Annotated in this window: 17 protein-coding genes; 4 read left to right on the top strand and 13 right to left on the bottom strand. The window is 64.3% G+C overall.

Going from position 1 to position 20,104, the window contains the following annotated elements; genetic code table 11:
- Positions 1 to 57: 57 nt before the first annotated feature.
- From EA796_RS09095 to puuE, 6 genes are all read right to left on the bottom strand, one after another.
- On the bottom strand, positions 58 to 918 hold the full coding sequence (locus EA796_RS09095) for an outer membrane protein OmpK (protein ID WP_021443275.1): 861 nt from the start codon (positions 916 to 918) through the stop codon (positions 58 to 60).
- Positions 919 to 994: 76 nt separating this feature from the next.
- On the bottom strand, positions 995 to 2,497 hold the full coding sequence (locus tag EA796_RS09090) for a nucleobase:cation symporter-2 family protein (RefSeq protein ID WP_178082550.1): 1,503 nt from the start codon (positions 2,495 to 2,497) through the stop codon (positions 995 to 997).
- Positions 2,498 to 2,877: 380 nt separating this feature from the next.
- On the bottom strand, positions 2,878 to 4,179 hold the full coding sequence (locus EA796_RS09085) for a urate hydroxylase PuuD (RefSeq protein WP_122108385.1): 1,302 nt from the start codon (positions 4,177 to 4,179) through the stop codon (positions 2,878 to 2,880).
- 47 nt (positions 4,180 to 4,226) lie between these two features.
- Positions 4,227 to 4,730: an ureidoglycolate lyase gene (locus EA796_RS09080; RefSeq protein ID WP_122108384.1), complete on the bottom strand. Its 504-nt coding sequence runs from the start codon at positions 4,728 to 4,730 to the stop codon at positions 4,227 to 4,229.
- A 42-nt stretch (positions 4,731 to 4,772) separates the two neighbouring features.
- A complete protein-coding gene (uraD, locus tag EA796_RS09075; RefSeq protein WP_122108383.1) occupies positions 4,773 to 5,288 on the bottom strand; it encodes a 2-oxo-4-hydroxy-4-carboxy-5-ureidoimidazoline decarboxylase in 516 nt (171 codons plus the stop codon).
- Positions 5,285 to 6,229, bottom strand: coding sequence for an allantoinase PuuE (puuE, locus tag EA796_RS09070; RefSeq protein WP_122108382.1), 945 nt, complete (start codon positions 6,227 to 6,229; stop codon positions 5,285 to 5,287). The genes uraD and puuE overlap by 4 nt, the downstream gene beginning before the upstream one ends.
- A 404-nt stretch (positions 6,230 to 6,633) precedes the next feature.
- On the opposite strand from puuE, the gene uraH reads away from it, so the two are divergent.
- The gene (gene uraH, locus EA796_RS09065; RefSeq protein ID WP_021443269.1) at positions 6,634 to 6,987 is read left to right on the top strand and encodes a hydroxyisourate hydrolase; all 354 of its coding nucleotides are present in this window, start codon (positions 6,634 to 6,636) and stop codon (positions 6,985 to 6,987) included.
- Between the two features lie 476 nt (positions 6,988 to 7,463).
- Here the strand turns inward: uraH and EA796_RS09060 are convergent, their stop codons facing one another.
- Positions 7,464 to 8,804, bottom strand: coding sequence for an NCS2 family permease (locus EA796_RS09060; protein ID WP_021443268.1), 1,341 nt, complete (start codon positions 8,802 to 8,804; stop codon positions 7,464 to 7,466).
- A gap of 594 nt (positions 8,805 to 9,398) precedes the next feature.
- Between EA796_RS09060 and EA796_RS09055 the strand changes: the two genes are divergently transcribed.
- The gene (locus EA796_RS09055) at positions 9,399 to 10,166 is read left to right on the top strand and encodes a GntR family transcriptional regulator (RefSeq protein WP_021443267.1); all 768 of its coding nucleotides are present in this window, start codon (positions 9,399 to 9,401) and stop codon (positions 10,164 to 10,166) included.
- Positions 10,167 to 10,306: 140 nt separating this feature from the next.
- Here the strand turns inward: EA796_RS09055 and guaD are convergent, their stop codons facing one another.
- The 5 genes from guaD to EA796_RS09030 all read right to left on the bottom strand — a co-directional run bounded on the left by guaD (position 10,307) and on the right by EA796_RS09030 (position 17,480).
- Positions 10,307 to 11,608 (bottom strand): guanine deaminase, encoded by a 1,302-nt coding sequence (gene guaD, locus EA796_RS09050; protein ID WP_122108381.1) that lies wholly within the window; start codon positions 11,606 to 11,608, stop codon positions 10,307 to 10,309.
- A 170-nt stretch (positions 11,609 to 11,778) separates the two neighbouring features.
- The gene (gene xdhC / locus EA796_RS09045) at positions 11,779 to 12,615 is read right to left on the bottom strand and encodes a xanthine dehydrogenase accessory protein XdhC (protein WP_122108380.1); all 837 of its coding nucleotides are present in this window, start codon (positions 12,613 to 12,615) and stop codon (positions 11,779 to 11,781) included.
- 256 nt (positions 12,616 to 12,871) lie between these two features.
- Positions 12,872 to 15,268, bottom strand: coding sequence for a xanthine dehydrogenase molybdopterin binding subunit (gene xdhB, locus EA796_RS09040; protein WP_122108379.1), 2,397 nt, complete (start codon positions 15,266 to 15,268; stop codon positions 12,872 to 12,874).
- 62 nt (positions 15,269 to 15,330) lie between these two features.
- On the bottom strand, positions 15,331 to 16,770 hold the full coding sequence (gene xdhA, locus EA796_RS09035; RefSeq protein ID WP_122108378.1) for a xanthine dehydrogenase small subunit: 1,440 nt from the start codon (positions 16,768 to 16,770) through the stop codon (positions 15,331 to 15,333).
- Between the two features lie 284 nt (positions 16,771 to 17,054).
- The gene (locus tag EA796_RS09030) at positions 17,055 to 17,480 is read right to left on the bottom strand and encodes a MarR family winged helix-turn-helix transcriptional regulator (RefSeq protein ID WP_021443262.1); all 426 of its coding nucleotides are present in this window, start codon (positions 17,478 to 17,480) and stop codon (positions 17,055 to 17,057) included.
- A gap of 167 nt (positions 17,481 to 17,647) precedes the next feature.
- On the opposite strand from EA796_RS09030, the gene EA796_RS09025 reads away from it, so the two are divergent.
- Entirely contained in the window at positions 17,648 to 18,805 is a 1,158-nt protein-coding gene (locus tag EA796_RS09025; protein WP_122108377.1) for a PLP-dependent aminotransferase family protein, read from the top strand.
- Positions 18,806 to 18,894: 89 nt separating this feature from the next.
- The gene (locus tag EA796_RS09020; RefSeq protein ID WP_122108376.1) at positions 18,895 to 19,497 is read left to right on the top strand and encodes a glutathione S-transferase family protein; all 603 of its coding nucleotides are present in this window, start codon (positions 18,895 to 18,897) and stop codon (positions 19,495 to 19,497) included.
- Here EA796_RS09020 and EA796_RS09015 read toward each other — a convergent pair whose 3' ends face one another.
- Positions 19,498 to 20,064 (bottom strand): helix-turn-helix domain-containing protein, encoded by a 567-nt coding sequence (locus tag EA796_RS09015; protein ID WP_122108375.1) that lies wholly within the window; start codon positions 20,062 to 20,064, stop codon positions 19,498 to 19,500.
- Positions 20,065 to 20,104 lie beyond the last annotated feature (40 nt).

Raw genomic sequence — 20,104 nt, 5'->3', positions numbered from 1 at the left:
CCTTTTTACCCGGCCGTCGTCCCTACCCGACGTCGGCCAAGTGCGGTGTGGCAGCGGTCAGAAGTGGTACTTGACCAGTGCCTGCACCGCGGTCTGGTCGAAGCCGTCGGTGGAACCGTCCACCGGCTTCACGCCGTACTTGTTGTGCCACATGTTCACTTCGGTGCCGACGTAGAGCTGGCGCTCCTTGCCGAACAGGGCCTTGCCGGCGTCCCACTTGACCTGGATCGAGGAGCCCACCGAGGTCTGGGTGCCGGCGTCGCTGGACGGCGAGCGCCAGTCGACGAAGCCGTCGACCAAAAAGTCCTGCTGGCCGACGCTGAAGGGGTAGGCGGCGGAGACGGTCAGCTGGGTGGCGTAGCCGTTGCTGTCGCTGTCGGCGAAGAAGGTGTGGTTGTTGATCTTCACCCGGTACAGGTTGGTCTTGAAGAAGGCGAAACCGGGCACGTCCCAGTCCAGGCCGACGCCGTACAGGTAGTTCTCCGGGCCGGGGCCGCCTTCGCCTTTCTCGTAGGTGAAGGCGGCGTAGACGTCCTTGATCGGGCCGGCGGCCAGCTTCTGCCCGGTCAGCCAGCTCAGGCTGACGCGCGGGGAGAACTCCATGTAGTAGAAGGAATCCTTGTCGTGCTGGCGGAAGGTGCCGTTGTCGAAGCTGCCGCGCGACTGCACGTTGTCGGCGCGGATGTAGTCGAGGAAGTAGAACACGTCGCCCCAGGCCCAGCCGCTGGCGTGCTCGAAGGTGAAGGTGGTCTGGGTGCGCTGCTCCTCGCCATTGAAGTTCATGCGCTGGAAATTTTCGCCGTACAGGTAGGACAGGCTGTTGTCCTGCCAGTAGAGCAGGTCGCCGGCGAGCGCCTGCTGGCCGGAGAACAGTCCGGCGGAGAGGGCGAGGCAGTGGGGCAGATGCTTGAGTTTCATGGATTTTCCTTATTGTTGGAGTGCAAGCAGGTAGCTCCCGGCGGCGCGCCGCCGGGAGGGGAAGCGAGGTTGGCGGTCAGCTCGGTCGCGCGTCCGGGGTAAGGTCGCGGCTGAGGGTCTTGAGGCTGCCGTCGTCGACGGCCTCGTCGTCCTGGCGGTTCTGCAGCACGGTGTGCAGGTGCGCCTCGGGGTCGTAGTCGTCTTCCTCGACCTCGTGGGTCTCGTCGGGCAGGAAGATGTTCAGCACGATGGCGCTGAAGGCGCCGATGGTGATCGGCGAGCCGAAGATGTTCTTCAGCACGTCCGGCATGTGCGACAGCACGTCCGGCACGCCGGCCACGCCCAGGCCCAGGCCCAGGGAGATGGCCACGATCAGCACGTTGCGGCGGTGCAGGCCGGCTTCGCTGAGGATCTTGATGCCGGCCACGGCGACGGTGCCGAACATGATCAGGGTGGCGCCACCGAGCACCGGCTTGGGCATCAGCTGCAGCACCGCGCCGACCACCGGGAACAGGCCGAGCAGCACCAGGATGCCGGCGATGTAGAAGCCCACGTGGCGGCTGGCCACGCCGGTGAGCTGGATCACCCCGTTGTTCTGGCTGAAGGTGGTCATCGGCAGGCTGTTGAACATGGCGGCGACCGCCGAGTTGCAGCCGTCGGCCAGCACCCCGGACTTGATCCGGCGCATGTACAGCGGGCCCTTGACCGGCTGCTTGGAGATGATCGAGTTGGCGGTCAGGTCGCCGGCGGTCTCCAGCGGGGTGATCAGGAAGATCACCGCGATCGGCACGAAGGCGATCCAGTCGAAGCCGAAGCCGTACTTGAACGGTTGCGGCACGCTGATCAGCGGCACCTCGGCCATGTTGGCGAAGTCCACCCGGCCGGTGAACCAGGCCACCGCGAAGCCCAGGGCCAGGCCGATGATCACCGCCGACAGGCGCAGCACCTGCGAGGAGGCGCGGTTGAGCAGGACGATGGTACCCAGCACCAGGCCGCCGAGGGCCAGGTGATGCAGGGCGCCGAGGTCCGGCGCGCCGTAGCCGCCGGCCAAGTCGGTCATGCCCACCTTGATCAGCGACAGGCCCATCAGGCAGATGATGGTGCCAGTGACCACCGGGGTGATCACCTTGCGCAGCTTGTTGATGAACTGGCTGAAGGCGATCTCGACGAAGGCGGCGCAGAAGCAGATGCCGAACAGCGTGGCGAGTATCTCCTCCTCGCTGGCGCCGCGGCCCTTGACGATGAAGCCGGCGCTGAGCACCACGCTGAGAAAGCCGAAGCTGGTGCCCTGCAGGCACAGCAGGCCGGAGCCGATCGGGCCGATGCGCTTGGCCTGGACGAAGGTGCCGAGGCCGGAGACGAACAGCGCCATGCTCACCAGGTAGGGCACGTGGGCACCGAGGCCGAGGGCGCTGCCGACGATCAGGGTGGGGGTGATGATGCCGACGAAGCTGGCCAGCACATGCTGCAGCGCCGCGAAGATGGCAGGGGCGAAGGCTGGGGTGTCGTCCAGCTGGTAGATCAGGTCGCTGTTGCCGGAAGGCGCAGCTGGGGCTTGGGTGTTGCGGTCTGTGGTCATGTCATAGCCTGCCAGTTGTTTTTATATGGTCATGGGCTTACACGAGGCTTCACGGCACCTCTGCTCTGCTCGAAGGAAAGCTGTCCAATCGGTCAGAATGTGCCGACTATACAACTTGTGGACATGGTTAAAAACAATTTATTTATGGATTGTGCACAAAAACTGAACCGCCGGTCAGCTTGCGCTGCCGGCGGTTCATGGGCGGGACGAGGCGATTGGCGCCGATGTGTTGGATGCGCCTTGCACCCTGTAGGCGCGAATTTGCTCGCGCATCAAGGCTGGGCGCCCCCTTGGTGGCTGCAGAAGCCGTTCGGGGGATGGCTTGAGCGATCAATCTAAAAAAATGCCGCGCCCAGTCACGGGCGCGGCATGTGTGGCAATCAGTTGGTCTGGGCGCCCTGGGCGATCCAGCTGCCGATCAAATCGCGCTCGTCCTGGGTCATCTGGGTGATGTTGCCCAGCGGCATGATCTGCGTGGCCACTGTCTGCGCATGGATCTTGGCCGCCTGCGCCTTCATCTGCTCGGGGGTGTCGAGCATGAAACCGGCCGGCGCGGTGCTGAACATCGGGCTGCTCGGGGTGGCCGAGTGGCAGACGGTGCAGCGCTCGTGGATCACGCTCTCGACCTTGGCGAAGTCGGCGCTGCCAGTGCTCGCGGTTGCGTCGGCTGCGGCGCTTTCGCTGGCGGCGGGCGCCGCGGGGGCGGCTTCGCTCACTTCCTCGACCTTGGCCAGGGTTTCGCTGGCGGCCTGTTCGACCACGGCCACCGGTGCGGCGGTCGGCGCCTGACGTACCGGGGCGGTGACGTAGGCCAGGCAGATCATGCCCAGCGCCGCGGCCGGCAGGGTCCAGACGTACTTGCTGCTGTCGTGGCGGGTGTTGAAGTAGTGACGCACCAGCACGGCCAGGATCGCGATACCGGCCAGGATCAGCCAGTTGTACTGGCTGCCGTAGGTGCTCGGGAAGTGGTTGCTGATCATGATGAACAGCACCGGCAGGGTGAAGTAGTTGTTGTGGCGCGAGCGCAGCAGGCCCTTGGCCGGCAGGGTCGGATCGGGCGTGGTGTTGTCTTCGATCGCCTTAACCAGCGCGCGCTGGGCCGGCATGATGGTGAAGAACACGTTGCCGACCATGATGGTGCCGATGATGGCGCCGACATGGATGTACGCAGCGCGGCCGCTGAAGATCTGGCTGAAGCCATAGGCGGCGGCGATGATCAGCACGAACAGCACGGCGCCGAGCAGGGCCGGGCGCTTGCCCAGTGGCGAATCACACAGGAAGTGATAGATCACGTAGCCGGCGATCATCGAGCCGAAGCCGATGACGATGCCCATGGCCGGTGCCAGCTCGACGCCCGGCTTGATCAGGTACAGGCTGGGGTTGAGGTAGTACACCACCAGCATCAGGGCGATGCCCGACAGCCAGGTGGCGTAGGCCTCCCATTTGAACCAGTGCAGGTTCTCCGGCATTTTCGGCGGAGCCAGCTTGTACTTTTCCAGGTGGTAGATGCCGCCGCCGTGAATCGCCCAGAGGTCGCCCGACAGGCCCTCGCGGGGATTGCTACGGTTGAGGTTGTTCTCCAACCAGACGAAATAGAAGGATGCGCCGATCCAGGCGATGCCGGTGATCATATGGATCCAGCGGATGCCCAGGTTTAGCCATTCGGTGAAATGTGCTTCCACGATCTGTACCTCTTTCCCGGGGGAGGCACGCCAGCCCCGGGCTTCTCTTATTGGTGGGGGTTGAGGAGAAGGAGCTCGTCCTCATTGAAGAAATGCTCATCGCAGTTGTTGCCGGAACCACTGCGATCAACCACCAGGAAGTCATCCCGCTTTTCGATCGTCAGCACCGGGTGGTGCCAGACGCCGCGATGGTAATTGACGCCCTGCCTGCCATTGCTGAGGAAGGCACGGACGGACCCTGATACAGGTACATCGCCAACTGGCGCGACCACGATCAGAAAGGGGTTGCCGAGCAGCGGAATGAAGGCCTGGCTGCCCAGCGGATGGCGTTCCAGCATGCGGATGGTCAAGGGCATCTGCAGCGCCTCGGCGCTGAAGATGCTGATGATGGCCCGATCCTCCGGCTGCGCGGTCTCCACCGTGGCCAGCTTGTGATAGCGGCGGGTGGAGCCGTTGTTGATCATGAAGAAGTCGCTGCCCTCGGTTTCGATCACGTCACCGAAGGGGGCGAAGGCTTCTTTGCTCAGGGGCTCGATGGTCAGGCTACGCATGGCTGTTCTACTTGTTCTGCTCGGTTGAATGGGACTGCGGCCTTACAGCTGCTGCAGGCGGAACATGGCGATCTTGTTGATCTCGGCCAGGGCGGTGGCGAATTCCTGCTCCGGCGTGTTGTGGATACGCTCTTCGAAGGCGGCCAGGATCTGGTGGCGGTTGCTGCCCTTGACGGCCTTGATGAAGGGGAAGCCGAACTTGGCCTTGTAGGCGTCGTTGAGTTCGGTGAAACGGGCGAACTCCTCGGCGGTGCATTCGTGGATGCCGGCGCCGGACTGTTCGGCGGTGCTGGAGGCGGTCAGCTCGCCGCGCACGGCAGCCTTGCCGGCCAGATCCGGGTGCGCATTGATCAGCGCCAACTGGGCCTCGTGGCTGGCGGACAGGAGGATGTCGGCCATGCGCTGCTGCAGGCCGTCGATCTCGTCGACGCTAGCGTCCAGGCCGAGATCGTAGGCCTTCTCGGCGACCCAGGGCGAGTGCTCGTAGATGTCGGCGAAGGCGGCAACGAACGCCTCGCGGCTCAGCTGGGACGGGGTCAGGGTCTGGAAACGGCTCATTTGCTGCTCTCTTGTTCGGCGGTCGCACGGAAGGGGTGGGTGGCGTGCCAGTGCTTGGCGATGTCGACGCGGCGGGCGCACCAGACCTTGTCGTGGCTCTTCACGTAGTCGAGGAAGCGTGCCAGCGAAGCCAGGCGCGCCGGGCGGCCGAGCAGGCGGCAGTGCATGCCGATCGACAGCATCTTCGGTGCGCCGGCCTCGCCTTCGGCGTAGAGCACGTCGAAGGCATCCTTGAGGTATTCGAAGAAATCGTCGCCCTTGTTGAAGCCCTGCACCTGGGTGAAGCGCATGTCGTTGGTGTCCAGGGTGTAGGGGATCACCAGGTGCGGCTTCTCCGCGGTGCTGGCCGGGTCCCAGTAGGGCAGGTCGTCGTCGTAGGTGTCGGAGTCGTAGAGGAAACCGCCTTCCTCGCGCACGATGCGCCGGGTGTTCGGGCCCAGGCGACCGGTGTACCAGCCCAGCGGGCGCTCGCCGGTCAGCTCGGTGAGGATGCGGATGGCCTCGAGCATATGCTCGCGCTCGGTGGCCTCGTCCATGTTCTGGTAATCGATCCAGCGGTAGCCGTGGCTGCAGATCTCGTGACCGGCGGCGACCATCTGGCGGATCGCCTCGGGGTGACGCTGGGCGGCCATGGCCACGGCGAACACGGTCAGCGGAATGTCGTGTTTCTTGAACAGGTTGAGCAGACGCCACACGCCGGCGCGACTGCCATACTCGTAGAGCGACTCCATGCACAGGTTGCGCTGGCCCTGCAGCGGCTGGGCGGCGACCATCTCGGAGAGAAAGGCCTCGGATTCCTTGTCGCCATGGAGGATGTTGCGCTCGCCACCTTCCTCGTAGTTGAGCACAAAGGACAGGGCGATGCGGGCATCGCCCGGCCAGTGCGGATGCGGAGGGGTGTCGCCGTAGCCGATCAAATCGCGTGGGTAATCAGCGCTCACTGCAGTCTTCCTATCTGGAACGTTGCGGTCACTGCGCGCCTCGGGATCGGAAGGCTGCGCGACCGGGATGGCTAATTGTATACAAAGTTAGTTGCCGTTTGTAAATCGACTTTTCGTCATTTTCTTCCCTGGTCGAGCAAGCAAGAAACTTGCCTGATTGGTCAGCTATGTGCTCCGCTGCTGGCGTGGCTGCTGAGTTGCATGCCGATGGGGCGCGAACGATCCGGTTGTCAGGTCGGGCTTTTTGCTGGATTTATTGTGTACAATTTGTGTGTAAAGTGTTTTATATTCGCTCTGTGTGCTATCCTGCCAGAGCGTCGGAGCACTGCGACGAGCCGATTTCAACAGAGTAGAGGAGGTGTGGTGTCCGTGTAGCCGCAGGCCGCGACGGGCGCCCGAGAGCCATGGGACGTTTGACTACGCATGTACTGGACGCCGCGCACGGTTGTCCGGGGAGTGACATCAAGGTCGAGCTGTACCGCGTCGAAGGCGCGCAGCTGGAGCTGATCAACAGCGTTACCACCAACCACGACGGCCGTTGCGATGCGCCGGTGCTGCAGGGCGAGGACTACCGCACGGGCGTCTACCAGCTGCACTTCCACGCCGGCGACTACTACCGCGCCCGTGGCGTGAAGCTGCCGGATACGGCGTTCCTCGATGTGGTGGTGCTGCGCTTCGGTATCGACGCCGGCCAGGAGCACTACCACGTGCCGCTACTGATTTCCCCCTACAGCTACTCCACCTACCGCGGTAGCTGAGTGACTGGCGGGCCAGCTGCCCGTCAGACGAATGCTTGTCACCCTCAGACTCGTTCGAGTCCTTAGGCCCGCTCACACTGCGGGCTTTTTTTTGCCCGCGTTGCAGGGCTGTGTTGCCGGTCGCTTTGTGGGGCTGGCGGCGCTGGGAGTGTCGTGGGGATCGCCAGGTCACCCGAGCGCCGGGTAACCCAGCATTGCGCTTGTCGCTAGGCTGCCTGGTCGGCCACCAGTGGGGGAGCCGCATCTGGGGTGCGCTGCGCGCACCAGGTTCGACGCCTTCCACGGTACCAAGTGTGGATGCGCTACGCGGGGCGCCCCCAACCGGGCTATCGCTGCCTGTGCCTGGCCCGGATGCAATCCGCGAAAGGCTGGGCGACATGCTTGCGGGGCGCGCCGAGGCTGCGCGTCCCGACGCCAATGGCCAAACGAAAAGCCCCGGCACATGGCCGGGGCTTCGATCAACACCAGGTTTGCCGTCAGAGGAAGGCGAACTTGGCGATAAAGATCACGCACAGCACGTACAGGCTCAGCGAGACCTTGTCGCGCTGGCCGGTCAGCAGCTTCAGCGTGGCGTAGGTGAGGAAGCCCAGGGCGATGCCGTTGGCGATGGAGAAGGTCAGCGGCATCATCACCACGGTGACGATGGCCGGGATGGTGTCGGTGTGGTCCTTCCAGTCGATATGGGCCATGCCGCTCATCATCAGCATCGCCACGTAGATCAGCGCGCCGGCGGTGGCGTAGGCGGGGATCATGCCGGCCAGCGGGGCGAAGAACATCGCCGCGAGGAACAGCACACCCACGGCCACGGCGGTCAAACCGGTGCGGCCGCCGGCGGCCACGCCCGAGGCGCTCTCCACGTAGCTGGTCACCGGCGGGCAGCCGACCACGGCGCCGACCACGCTGGAGGTGGAGTCGGCCTTGAGCGCGCGGGACAGGTTCTGGATCTTGCCATCTTCGTCCACCAGGTTGGCGCGGTGGGCCACGCCCATCAGGGTGCCGGCGGTGTCGAACATGTTCACGAAGAGGAAGGCGAGGATCACGCTGATCATGGCCACGTTGAAGGCCCCGGCGATGTCCATGGCCAGGAAGGTCGGCGCCAGGCTCGGCGGCATCGACACCAGGCCGCCGTACTCCACCAGACCCAGGGCCCAGCCCAGCGCGGTGACGCCGAGCATGCTGAAGAGGATGGCGCCGAACACGTTGCGGTGGCTGAGCACGGCGATCAGCAGAAAGCACACGGCGGCGAGCAGGGCGTTGGGGTTACCGAACGAGCCCATGGTCAGCAGGGTGGCCGGGCTGTCGACGACGATGCCGGCGGTCTTCAGGCCGATCAGGCCGAGGAACAGGCCGACCCCGGCGCCCATGGCAAAGCGCAGGCTCATGGGGATGCTGTTGAGCAGCCACTCGCGGATCTTCGACAGGCTCATGATCATGAACAGCACGCCGGAGATGAACACCGCGCCGAGGGCGATCTGCCAGCTGTAGCCCATCTCGCCGACCACGGTGTAGGTGAAGAAGGCGTTGAGGCCCATGCCTGGTGCCAGGCCCACCGGCCAGTTGGCGTACAGGCCCATGAGGAAGCAGCCCAGCGCCGCGCCGATGCAGGTGGCGACGAAGGCCGCGCCGTGGTCGACGCCGGCACCGGCCATGATGTTTGGGTTGACGAAGATGATGTAGGCCATGGTGACGAAGGTCGTCAGGCCGGCCAGCAACTCGGTTTTGATGGTGGTGCGGTGCTCGGTCAGCTTGAAGAAACGGTCGAGCAGACCGGTTCTTGCCAGTTGAGACGCGTGTTGTTCTTGTTTGACGCTTTCCACAGCGGGTACTCCTCATCTCTCTTGTTGTGTACCGCCCAGAGCCTTGCGCGAGGACAGCGGCTCTCTGAGGCAGGCGGTGCGTTCGCGGTGCTTCCTGGCTAAGTTGTTGACCGAGCGGTCAAGAAGTCACTCAGGCGCGATTATGCTGTTGTATACAAAAAATGCAATTAATGTTTTTAATGTTGCACAAATCGAACCCTGGGCCGATTTTGCCACGAGAACGGGTGTAATTGGCGACAATGGCTGTCGCCGATTTTTAGAAAATTCATTTAAAACAAATAGATAGGATTTTTTGTGACGCCGTGCTCGGCATCGCGATCGAGATCGCCGCACAGGGGACTATGCCTGGTTAGCCGGTAATGGCCTGAGAAATGACGGCTATATAAGGAAAGAATTTGAGCCGGCCCGCCGTTCGTCGCTTGCCCTCGGCTGAGCCCGAAAAGGGGTGGTCATACAACTCTGGTGCATCGATTGGTTGAATTGTGTACAATTGTCCGAATTTTTTTCCGATGATTTTTCTCCCGGTGCTTGTCAGCTACCGGGTAGAACACAGTAGAGTCGCAGTGTCGCCGACTCTCATTGACGCGAGCCAGAATGAACGATCAATTGCAGCCCCTCAAGAAGCAGCCGCGCACCGGCAAAAGCAGCCGCAGCGGGACTCAGGACGATGTCGTATACGCCCATATCTTCGATGCCATTCTCGAACAGCGTCTGGCGCCCGGCACCAAGCTGAGCGAAGAGGCCCTGGGCGAGATCTTCGGCGTCAGCCGTACCATCATTCGTCGCGCGCTGTCGCGCCTGGCCCACGAGGGGGTGGTGCTGCTGCGACCGAACCGCGGTGCGGTGGTCGCCAGCCCCAGCGTCGAAGAAGCGCGGCAGATCTTCTACGCGCGCCGTCTGGTCGAGCGCGCCATCACCGAGCTGGCCGTCGAACACGCCACCGCCGAGCAACTGGCCGAGCTGCGGCAGATGGTCAAGGACGAGCAGGACAGTTTCTCCCGTGGCGATCGCGGCGCCGGCATCCGCCTGTCCGGCGAGTTCCACCTCAAGCTGGCCGAGGCCGCGCGTAACGCGCCGCTGGTGAGCTTCCAACGCAGCCTGGTGTCGCAGACTTCGCTGATCATCGCCCAGTACGAAAGCGGCAGCCGCTCGCATTGTTCCTACGACGAGCACAACCAGCTGATCGACGCCATCGAGGCGCGCGATGCCGAGCGTGCGGTGCACCTGATGATGCACCACATGGACCATATCGACAGCAAGCTCAATCTGGACGAGGAAAGCGCCTCGGATGACCTGCACGCGGTGTTCTCGCACCTGCTGCAGACCAAGAAGAAGTCCGGGCGTAGCGCCGCCAACCGCTGATTGACGGCGCTGTAGAAAAAAGCCCCGATGCTCGCGCCTCGGGGCTTTTTTGTTTCAGCGGGGTAGGGTGCGCTGTGCGCACCACGGCCCCTGGACAATCGCTGGTGCGCGCGACCTGGGGGACCCGCGCCCCCCTACGCTTAGCGCTGGTGCACCGACACGCCGGCGGCGAAGGTTTCCTTCACCGCGCGGTCGTCACCGAGCATGGTCAGGGCGAACAACCGCTCTTCCAGGCTCCTGGCCTGCTGCATGCGGTAGCTCATCAGCGGCGTGGCGTTGTAGTCCAGCACCAGGAAGTCGGCGTCCTTGCCGGGCAGGAAGTTGCCCAGCCGGTCGTCCAGGTACAGCGCATTGGCGCCGCCCAGGGTGGCCAGGTACAGCGACTTGAACGGGTCGAGCTTCTTGCCCTGCAGCTGCATGATCTTGTACGCCTCGTTCAGCGATTGCAGCTGGCTGAAGCTGGTACCGGCGCCGACGTCGGTACCCAGGCCGACGCGCACGCCGTGTGCTTCCAGCTTGTTCAGGTCGAACAGGCCGCTGCCCAGGAACAGGTTGGAGGTCGGGCAGAAGGCCACCGCCGAGCCGGTTTCGGCCAGGCGCTGGCACTCCTCGTCGCACAGGTGCACGCCATGGGCGAACACCGCGCGCGGGCCGATCAGCTTGTGGTGGTCATAGACGTCCAGGTAGCCCTTGCGCTCGGGAAAGAGTTCCTTGACCCATTCGATCTCCTTGCGGTTCTCGGACAGGTGGGTGTGCATGTACAGGTCCGGGTACTCGCCCAGCAACTTGCCGGCCAGTTCCAGTTGCTCCGGCGTACTGGTGGGGGCGAAGCGTGGGGTGACCGCATAGTGCAGGCGGCCCTTGCCGTGCCAGCGCTCGATCAGGGCCTTGCTCTCGGCGTAGCCGGTTTCGGCGGTGTCGGTCAGGTAGTCCGGGGCGTTGCGATCCATCAGCACCTTGCCGGCGATCATGCGCAGGTTGAGCTTGTCGGCCTGCTCGAAGAAGGCGTCCACCGATTGCGGGTGCACGGTGCCGAACACCAGGGCGGTGGTAGTGCCGTTGCGCAGCAGTTCCTTGAGGAAGATCGCCGCCACGTCGCTGGCGTGAGCCTTGTCTTCGAATTGCCGCTCGGTGGGGAAGGTGTAGGTGTTGAGCCAGTCCAGCAACTGCTCGCCGTAGGAGGCGATCATGCCGGTCTGCGGGTAGTGGATATGGGTGTCGATGAAGCCGGGGGTGATCAGCGCGTCGCGGTAGTGCTGGACGTCGACGCCGGCCAGTTTCGGCAGCAGCTCGGCAGCGGCGCCGACCTGGGCGACCTTGCCATTTTCGATCAGCAGGATGCCGTCCTCGAAATACTCATAGGACTGCTCGACGCCGACCACGGCCGGGTCGGCGAGGCTGTGCAAAATGGCGGCGCGGTAGGCTTTGACGTTGGTGGTCATGGGGCTCAAATCTCAGATCAAGGTAGTACGGGTAGGTTGGGCTGAGCTCCGCGAAGCCCAACACGAGGGTGGTGAGCCTGGCGTTGCCGCAAACCGGGCCCGCCGGGTGGAGTGCTGCGCACTCCCTGTTGGGCCGGGCCGCGATCGGCTTCGCAGCGCTCAGCGCCAACCTACGGCTGGGTGCGGCGCGAGGCGGGCAGCAGTTTGGCGACGCTGGACTCACCCTTCTTCACGTCCTGGCCGAAGCTGGCGTTGTAGGTGGCGATCACCTCACCGGCGATGGACACGGCAATTTCTACCGGCAGCTTGCCTTTCACTTCCGGCAGACCCATGGGGCAGCGCATGCGCGCCATCAGGGTTTCTTCGAAGCCGCGTTCGCGCAGGCGATGCTCGAACTTGACGCGCTTGGTCTTCGAGCCGATCAGGCCGTAGTAGGCGAAGTCGCCGCGTTTGAGGATCGCTGCGGTCAGCTCCAGATCGAGCTGGTGATTGTGGGTCATGACGATGTAGTAGCTGCCGGGCGGCATGTTCTCCACCTCGTCGACCACCTCGTCATTGACGATCTTCTCCACGCCGGCGGGGATGTGCTCGGGAAATTCGTTCTCCCGCGAGTCGATCCAGCGCACCTTGCACGGCAGGCTGGCGAGCAGCGGCACCAGCGCGCGGCCGACATGGCCGGCGCCGAACACGGCGATCTGCGCCTGTGGTTGACCCATGGGCTCGAACAGCAGCACGGTGGCGCCGCCGCAGCACTGGCCCAGGCTGGCGCCGAGGGAGAAGCGCTCCAGGCGCGTGTCCTGGCTGCGGCTGGCGAGCATCTCGCGGGCCATTTCCATGGCCTTGTATTCCAGATGACCGCCGCCGATGGTCTCGAAGATGCGCTCGGCGGTGACCACCATCTTCGAGCCGGCATTGCGCGGCGTCGAGCCGCGTTCCTCGATGATGGTCACCAGAACGCAGGCTTCACCTTTTTCCTGCAGCTCGGCGAGGGCGCTGATCCAGCTCATTTGCTCAGCCTCCAGGAAGGCGTGGTCTGTCCCGGGCGCGGCAGGCGCCAGTTACTCGGCGACGGATCGAGAATCGGCTCCGGCGCCGGGCGAGCGGGGCGGTTATTCGGTTCGGTGTGTTTTGTCATTGTTTTACACCTGCTGGGTTGTGCGTCTACGGCCTGGTGGACAACGCTTCGCGGTTGTCCACCCTACGAGCCTCGGCAGCCCGTAGGGTGGATGTCGCTCTTTACATCCACCGGGTCGGTCTTTGGCGTTACGCCGTTTCAACCTCGGCCGCACTCGCAGCCTTGGCCGTGGCCTTCAGCTTGCGCATCTGTTCCACACCCCAGAGCACGCGCTCAGGCGTGGCCGGGGCGTCGATCTGCGGTTGCACCTTGTAGTCGGCCAGGCTGGCCACGGCGTCCTTCAAGGCGCACCAGGCGGCGATGCCGAGCATGAAGGGCGGCTCGCCCACGGCCTTGGAGTGGAACACGGTGTCTTCCGGGTTCTTGCGGTTTTCCACCAGCTTCACGCGCAGGTCGATGGGCATGTCGGCGATGGCCGGGATCTTGTAGCTGGCCGGGCCGTTGGTCATCAGCTTGCCCTTGGCGTTCCACACCAGCTCCTCGGTGGTCAGCCAGCCCATGCCCTGGACGAAGGCGCCTTCGACCTGGCCGATGTCGATGGCCGGGTTCAGCGAGTCGCCGACGTCATGCAGGATGTCACCACGCAGCATGCGGTATTCGCCGGTCAGGGTGTCCACCAGCACTTCCACGCAGGCCACGCCGTAGGCGTAGTAATAGAAGGGGCGGCCGGCCGCCTTGTCGCGGTCGTAATAGATCTTCGGCGTGCGGTAGAAGCCGGTCGACGACAGCGATACCTGACCGAAGTAGGCCTTCTGGATCATCTCCTCGAAGGACAGGAAGTGGTCGCGCACGCGCACCTGGCCGTTGCGGAATTCGACGTCTTCTGGAGTGACCTTGTACTCGCGCACCAGGAAGTCCACCAGGCGCTGCTTGATGGTCTCGGCCGCGTTCTTTGCCGCCATACCGTTGAGGTCGGCGCCGCTGGAGGCTGCGGTCGGCGAGGTGTTGGGCACCTTGTCGGTGTTGGTGGCGGTGATCTGGATGCGCGAGATATCCACCTGGAACACTTCGGCCACCACCTGCGCGACCTTGGTGTTGAGGCCCTGGCCCATCTCGGTGCCGCCGTGGTTCAGGTGGATCGAGCCGTCGGTGTAGATATGGATCAGCGCGCCGGCCTGGTTGAGGAAGGTGGCGGTGAAGCTGATGCCGAATTTCACCGGGGTCATGGCCAGGCCTTTCTTCAATACCGGGCTCTTGGCGTTGAAGGCGCGGATTTCTTCGCGGCGCTTGGCGTACTCGCAGCTTTGCTCCAGCTCGGCGGTCATCTCGTGGATGACGTTGTGCTCGACGGTCTGGTGGTAGTGGGTGATGTTGCGCTCGGTCTTGCCGTAGTAGTTGAGCTTGCGCACTTCCAGCGGGTCCTTGCCCAGGCTGCGGGCCACGGCGTCCATCACTTCCTCGATGGCGACCATGCCCTGCGGGCCGCCGAAACCGCGGTAGGCGGTGTTCGAGGCGGTGTTGGTCTTGCAGCGATGACCGTTGATGGTGGCGTTGCCGAGGAAGTAGGCGTTGTCCGAGTGGAACATGGCGCGGTCGACGATGGAGCCGGACAGGTCCGGCGAGTAGCCGCAGTTGCCGGCCAGGTCCATCTCGATGCCGTGCAGCAGGCCGTCGTCATCGAAGCCGACGTCGTACTCGACATAGAAGGGGTGACGCTTGCCGGTCATGCTCATGTCTTCCATGCGCGGCAGACGCATCTTGGTCGGCCGGCCGGTGAGGTGCGCGATCACCGCGCACAGGCACGCCGGGCCGGCGGCCTGGGTTTCCTTGCCGCCGAAACCACCGCCCATGCGGCGCATGTCGATGACGATCTTGTTCATCGGCACGCCGAGCACTTCGGCGACCAGCTTCTGCACCTCGGTGGGGTTCTGCGTCGAGGTGTAGACCAGCATACCGCCGTCTTCGGTGGGCATGACCGAGGAAATCTGGGTTTCCAGGTAGAAGTGCTCCTGGCCGCCGATATGCAGGGTGCCCTGCAGGCGTCGCGGGGCGCTGGCCAGCTTGCTGGCCGAGTCACCGATGCGGTGGGTGTGGCTGGCGAGCACGAAATGCTTCTTGCGGTAGGCCTCGACGACGTCGAGCACCGGCTCCAGGTCTTCGTATTCGACGATCGCGGCCATGGCCGCCTTGCGCGCGGTTTCCAGGCTGTCGGCGGCTACCGCCAGCACCACCTGGCCAACGTACTCCACCTTGCCGTCGGCCAGCAGCGGGTCGCCGGCGACCACCGGGCCGATATCCAGCTGGCCTGGCACGTCATCCTTGGTGATGGCGATGGCCACGCCCGGAAACTCGTAGCAGGGGCGGGTGTCGATGCGCAGGATGCGCGCATGGGCGCGATCCGACTGGCGCGCATAGACGTGCAGCTGGTTGGGGAATTCCAGGCGGTCGTCGACATAGACCGCCTCGCCGGACACGTGCTTGTCCGCGCTCTCGTGCTTGACGCTCTTGCCGACGCCGCTGGTCATGCCGGCGCGGAACAGGGCGGCCAGCTCTTCCTGGGATTTGTGTTCGATATGACTGGACATCTTCGCCTCCAAAACTTCGCATGCCGCCGGGCGCGCCGGCGGCGTATCAATTCACTGCGCCATCAGGCGTAAGCGGTAACCCGGGTTTCGACCTCGGGTGACTGCTGCTCCAGGAAGAACTTGCGCAGCAGGTTCTGGGCAGTGAGCAGGCGGTATTCCTTGCTGGCGCGGAAATCCGACAGCGGGGTGAAGTCCTCACCCAGCGCGTCGCAGGCGCGTTCGATCACGCCCGGATACCAGGCCGAGCCGACCAGCGCGGCTTCGCAGGCGCTGGCGCGTTTGGGAATGGCGGCCATGCCGCCGAAGGCGATGCGCGCTTCGGTGACCACGCCGTCGACGATAGTCAGGTTGAAGGCGGCGCAGACGGCGGAGATGTCGTCGTCCAGGCGCTTGGACACCTTGTAGGCGCGGAACGCCTGGTTGGCCTGGGCGCGCGGCACGATGATCTTCTCGATGAATTCGGCTTCCTGGCGCGCGGTCACCTTGTAGTCGAGGAAGTAGTCCTGCAGCGGCAGGATGCGCCGGGTGTTGCCCTGGCGCAGGGCGATCTGCGCGCCGAGGGCGATCAGCAGCGGCGGGGCGTCACCGATGGGCGAGGCGTTGCCGATATTGCCGCCCAGGGTGCCCTGGTTGCGAATCTGCAGCGAGGCGAAGCGGTGCAGCAGCTCGCCGAAGTCCGGGTACTCGCGCGACAGCGCGTCGTAGCAGTCGGACAGGGCCGCGGCCGCGCCGATCTCGATGGCGCTGTCGGTCACTTCGATACGCTTCATGTCTTCGATATGGCCGACGTAGATCATCACCGGCAGTTCACGGTGGAACTGGGTGACTTCCAGGGCCAGGTCGGTACCGCCGGCGAGCAGGCGTGCTTCCGGGTTGGCGGCATAGAGGTCGGCCAGATCGGCCACGGTCAGCGGTACCAGGCAGCGCTTGTCGCCACTGTTGAGCTCGGCAGTTTCACGCGGAGCGATGGCCTGGAGCTGGGCCACGGTGTTGCTTTCGAAGGCATCGAACTGATCCGGCTGCTTCTGGCAGCAGGCCTGCTCGGCGGCGTCGATGATCGGGCGGTAGCCGGTGCAGCGGCACAGGTTGCCGGCCAGGGCTTCCAGGGTCTGGCCCTTGTCGTAGCCGGTGGAGTTCTTCTGCAGGGCGAACAGCGACATGATGAAGCCAGGGGTGCAGAAGCCGCACTGCGAGCCGTGGCAGTCGACCATCGCCTGCTGCACGCTGTGCAGCTTGCCCTGGTGCTTGAGGTCTTCGACGGTGATCAGCTGCTTGCCGTGCAGGCTGGAGACGAAGGTCAGGCAGGAGTTGAGGGTGCGGTAGCGTACGCGGTCGCCCTCGAGCTCGCCGACCACCACGGTGCAGGCACCGCAGTCGCCGGAGGCGCAGCCTTCCTTGGTTCCGGTTTTGCCGACGTGCTCACGCAGGTAGTTGAGCACGGTGACGTTGGGGTCCAGGGCATGCTCGGTGCGCAGCTCCCGGTTGAGTAAAAACTGGATCAAGGACGACCTCCAGGCACTTTATTGTTATGACTCGGTTGGCTGGCCAGGTGATGCACGCACTGCAAGGCCCTGGCGCGGGCTGCCATGGGGCCAATCTAGAGTTTTCTGACTTTTGGGTCAACAAATATTTGACCTTGTGGTCAGCCGATTGTCATGCAATTCGGTTATGAGCCGGGCGCGAGTCGAGAGGCCTGTTTTCAGGCTAGCGGCTTTTGTGCCAGCGGTGTGCCTGGATCGCCAGGAGGGGCGCTCCTCGATGTCTGCCAAAGCGCCCGCGTGCGGGGTCAGCGGCGCACGGTCAGCGCCTGGTTGACCTTGAGCCAGCCCTGCACGGCCTCTTCGCCGACTTCGGCGAACACCCGCTGCAGCAGGCGCGCCTGTTCGCGGCGCAGGGCCTGCTCCAGTTTGGCGCCTTCGGCGGTGAAACCGAGCAGGCGCTTGCGCTTGTCGTCCGCCGCGGCCTCGCTGTGCACCAGGTGCATTTCCATCAGCTGGCGCAGCGGCGTGTTCAACGCCTGTTTGCTCACGCCGAGATAGCCGAGCAGTTCCTTCATGCTCAGCCCCGGGTACTTGGCGATAAAGAACAGGATGCGGTGGTGCACCCGCGACAGGCCGCGCTTGGCCAGCATCTCGTCGGGCTTGGCGGTGAAGGCCTGGTAGCCGAAGAAGAAGGCCTCCATGGCGGCCTGTTGGACGGCCGGGTTTTTCATGGCCTGCCATCCGTGGCGGCCACCCTGCGGGCCGTCGCTGGGCGACGTTAAAAATTTCTCGGGGAAATTTTTTAGGTCAGTCATATTGACGTATCTCTGGGTGGCGTCGTAGTTTCGGTCAAGCAGTTTGACTTAAATTTCCAGCCTTTTGCACCCCAGGTAATCCCATGGTCTTCTCCGAACGCATCGCCCGCCTGAAAAGCTCCCTGATTCGTGAAATTCTCGCCGCGGCGCAGCGTCCGGAGGTGATGTCCTTCGCCGGCGGGCTGCCGGCCGAACCCATGCTGCCGAAGGTGGACTGGGCCGAGATGCCGGCGAGCATGGGCCAGTACGGCATGAGCGAGGGCGAGCCGGCCCTGCGCGAGGCCATTGCCGCCGAGGCGCGCGCCCTGGGCGTGCCCTGCGAGGCCAGCCAGGTGCTGATCGTCAGCGGCTCGCAGCAGACCCTGGACCTGGCGTCCAAGCTGTTCATCGATCCGGGCACCGAGGTGCTGCTCGAGGCGCCGACCTACCTGGCCGCACTGCAGGCCTTCCAGCTGTTCGGCGCCGCTTGCATCAGCGTGCCGCAGGAGGCCGATGGTCCCGAGCTGGCGGCGCTGCGCCAGCGTCTGGAAAAGCACAAGCCGGCCTTCGCCTACCTGATTCCGACCTTCCAGAATCCGTCCGGCGCCCGTTACAGCGAAGCCAAGCGCGAAGCGGTGGCGGCGCTGCTCGACGAGTTCGGCGTGACCCTGATCGAGGACGAGCCCTACCGTGAGCTGGTGTTCGATGAAGGCCAGGCCACGCCCATCGTCAGCCGCCTGAAGAAGGCCAGCTGGATCTACACCGGCACCGTATCCAAGACCCTGCTGCCGGGCCTGCGCGTCGGCTACCTGATCGCCACCCCGGATCTGTTCCCGCACCTGCTGCGTTTGAAGCAGTCGGCCGATCTGCACACCAACCGCATCGGCCAGTGGCAGGCGCTGCAGTGGCTGGGCAGCGAGCAGTACCGCGGCCACCTGGCCGAGCTGCGCGATTTCTACCGCATCCGCCGCGACGCCATGCAGACGGCGCTGCTGGAGCACTTCGCCGATCTGGCCGAGTGGGAAATTCCGCAGGGCGGGCTGTTCTTCTGGCTGACCCTGAAGCAGCCGCTGGATACCCGCACATTGCTCGATGCGGCCCTGGCGCAGAACGTCGCCTTTATGCCGGGTGAGCCGTTCTTTATCGATCCGGACGCCAACGCCGGTCATCTGCGACTGAACTTCAGTCATGTGGCGCCGGAGCGCCTGGGCGAAGGCCTGCGCCGGCTCGCTGCAGTTATCCGCGAGGCGCAGGGGGCGTGATTGAGTCCCCCCTGCAGAAGCAGGGCGGTTGGCGGTGATTTGATTGGCGGCGAGCTTGCCGCAAGGATTGATGTAGGGAGGGCAATGCGATGTACAAGGTCTACGGCGATTACCGTTCGGGCAACTGCTACAAGGTCAAGCTGATGCTGCATCTGCTGGGCAAGGAGTACCAGTGGATTCCCGTCAACATCCTCAAGGGCGAGACGCAGAGCGAAGCCTTCCTGGCCAAGAATCCCAATGGCAAGATTCCGGTGCTGGAGCTGGACGACGGCACCTGCCTGTGGGAGTCCAACGCCATTCTCAACTTCCTCGCCGAGGGCAGCGAGTTCCTGCCCAGCGAGCCGCGCCTGCGCACCCAGGTGCTGCAGTGGCAGTTCTTCGAGCAGTACAGCCACGAGCCCTACGTTGCCGTGGCGCGTTTCATCCAGCTCTACCAGGGCATGCCCGAGGAACGCCGCGAGGAGCACGCGCGCTGCCTGAAGCTCGGCTACAAGGCCCTGAAAGTGATGGAGAAGCAGCTCGAACGTACGCCCTATCTGGTCGGTGAGCATTACTCCATTGCCGATATCGCCCTGTATGCCTACACCCATGTGGCAGGCGAAGGCGGCTTCAGCCTCGAAGCCTTCCCGGCCATCCGCGCCTGGCTCGAGCGGGTGGCCAGCCATCCGCGTCATGTGACCATGCTGGGCTGATCAACGCTCGGTGGTAGCCTGCGTCTTCGCGGCGCAGCGCTGTCGCCACAGCAGTGGGCTCATCCCGGTCTCGCGCCGAAAGGTGCGGGTGAAGTGCGACTGGTCGCAGAAGCCATGGGCATGGGCAATCTGCGTCAATGGCTGATCGGTGGCCAGCATCATCGCCCTGGCCGCCTCGATACGCTTGCGCGCCACGTAGGCCAGCGGCGTGATGCCGAAGGTCTGCTTGAACACATGGGAGAAGTGGCTGCTGCTCAGGTTGAGCTGAGCGGCCAGGTGGCAGGTGCGGATCGGTGTATCCAGATGCCGGCTGATGTATTCGTCCAGACGCCGCGTTTGCCAGCGGTTCAGGCCCGCCGCATGGCGCAGGTCGCTCTCGCTGCCGCCGTTCGCCTGTCTTAGCAGTTCCATGGCCTGGTCGAGGTAGACGTAGGCGCGCAGGGTGTCTTGCTGCAGGGCCGCTCCGGCATCGGCCAGCAATTCGGCGATCCTTGCCAGCGTCTGAGCATTGTCCAGCGCCTTTGCCAGACAGGGCGTGATGCCCTGAGTTTCTCCGAGCGAGCCCATATGAAGCCTCCTTGTCTGGTCGCACGCAGAGCATGCGCGG

It is taken from the genome of Pseudomonas sp. AOB-7 (assembly GCF_003696305.1).
Taxonomy (GTDB): domain Bacteria; phylum Pseudomonadota; class Gammaproteobacteria; order Pseudomonadales; family Pseudomonadaceae; genus Aquipseudomonas.
This window is presented reverse-complemented; position numbering and strand designations above follow the sequence as displayed.

Excerpts from the sequence above, each read along its gene's own strand:
- EA796_RS09095 (WP_021443275.1), bottom strand. The coding sequence starts at position 918 with ATGAAACTCAAGCATCTGCCCCACTGCCTCGCCCTCTCCGCCGGACTG.
- EA796_RS09090 (WP_178082550.1), bottom strand. The coding sequence starts at position 2,497 with ATGACCACAGACCGCAACACCCAAGCCCCAGCTGCGCCTTCCGGCAAC.
- EA796_RS09080 (WP_122108384.1), bottom strand. The coding sequence starts at position 4,730 with ATGCGTAGCCTGACCATCGAGCCCCTGAGCAAAGAAGCCTTCGCCCCC.
- uraD (WP_122108383.1), bottom strand. The coding sequence starts at position 5,288 with ATGAGCCGTTTCCAGACCCTGACCCCGTCCCAGCTGAGCCGCGAGGCG.
- uraH (WP_021443269.1), top strand. The coding sequence starts at position 6,634 with ATGGGACGTTTGACTACGCATGTACTGGACGCCGCGCACGGTTGTCCG.
- EA796_RS09055 (WP_021443267.1), top strand. The coding sequence starts at position 9,399 with ATGAACGATCAATTGCAGCCCCTCAAGAAGCAGCCGCGCACCGGCAAA.
- guaD (WP_122108381.1), bottom strand. The coding sequence starts at position 11,608 with ATGACCACCAACGTCAAAGCCTACCGCGCCGCCATTTTGCACAGCCTC.
- xdhC (WP_122108380.1), bottom strand. The coding sequence starts at position 12,615 with ATGAGCTGGATCAGCGCCCTCGCCGAGCTGCAGGAAAAAGGTGAAGCC.
- xdhB (WP_122108379.1), bottom strand. The coding sequence starts at position 15,268 with ATGTCCAGTCATATCGAACACAAATCCCAGGAAGAGCTGGCCGCCCTG.
- EA796_RS09030 (WP_021443262.1), bottom strand. The coding sequence starts at position 17,480 with ATGAAAAACCCGGCCGTCCAACAGGCCGCCATGGAGGCCTTCTTCTTC.
- EA796_RS09025 (WP_122108377.1), top strand. The coding sequence starts at position 17,648 with ATGGTCTTCTCCGAACGCATCGCCCGCCTGAAAAGCTCCCTGATTCGT.
- EA796_RS09020 (WP_122108376.1), top strand. The coding sequence starts at position 18,895 with ATGTACAAGGTCTACGGCGATTACCGTTCGGGCAACTGCTACAAGGTC.
- EA796_RS09015 (WP_122108375.1), bottom strand. The coding sequence starts at position 20,064 with ATGGGCTCGCTCGGAGAAACTCAGGGCATCACGCCCTGTCTGGCAAAG.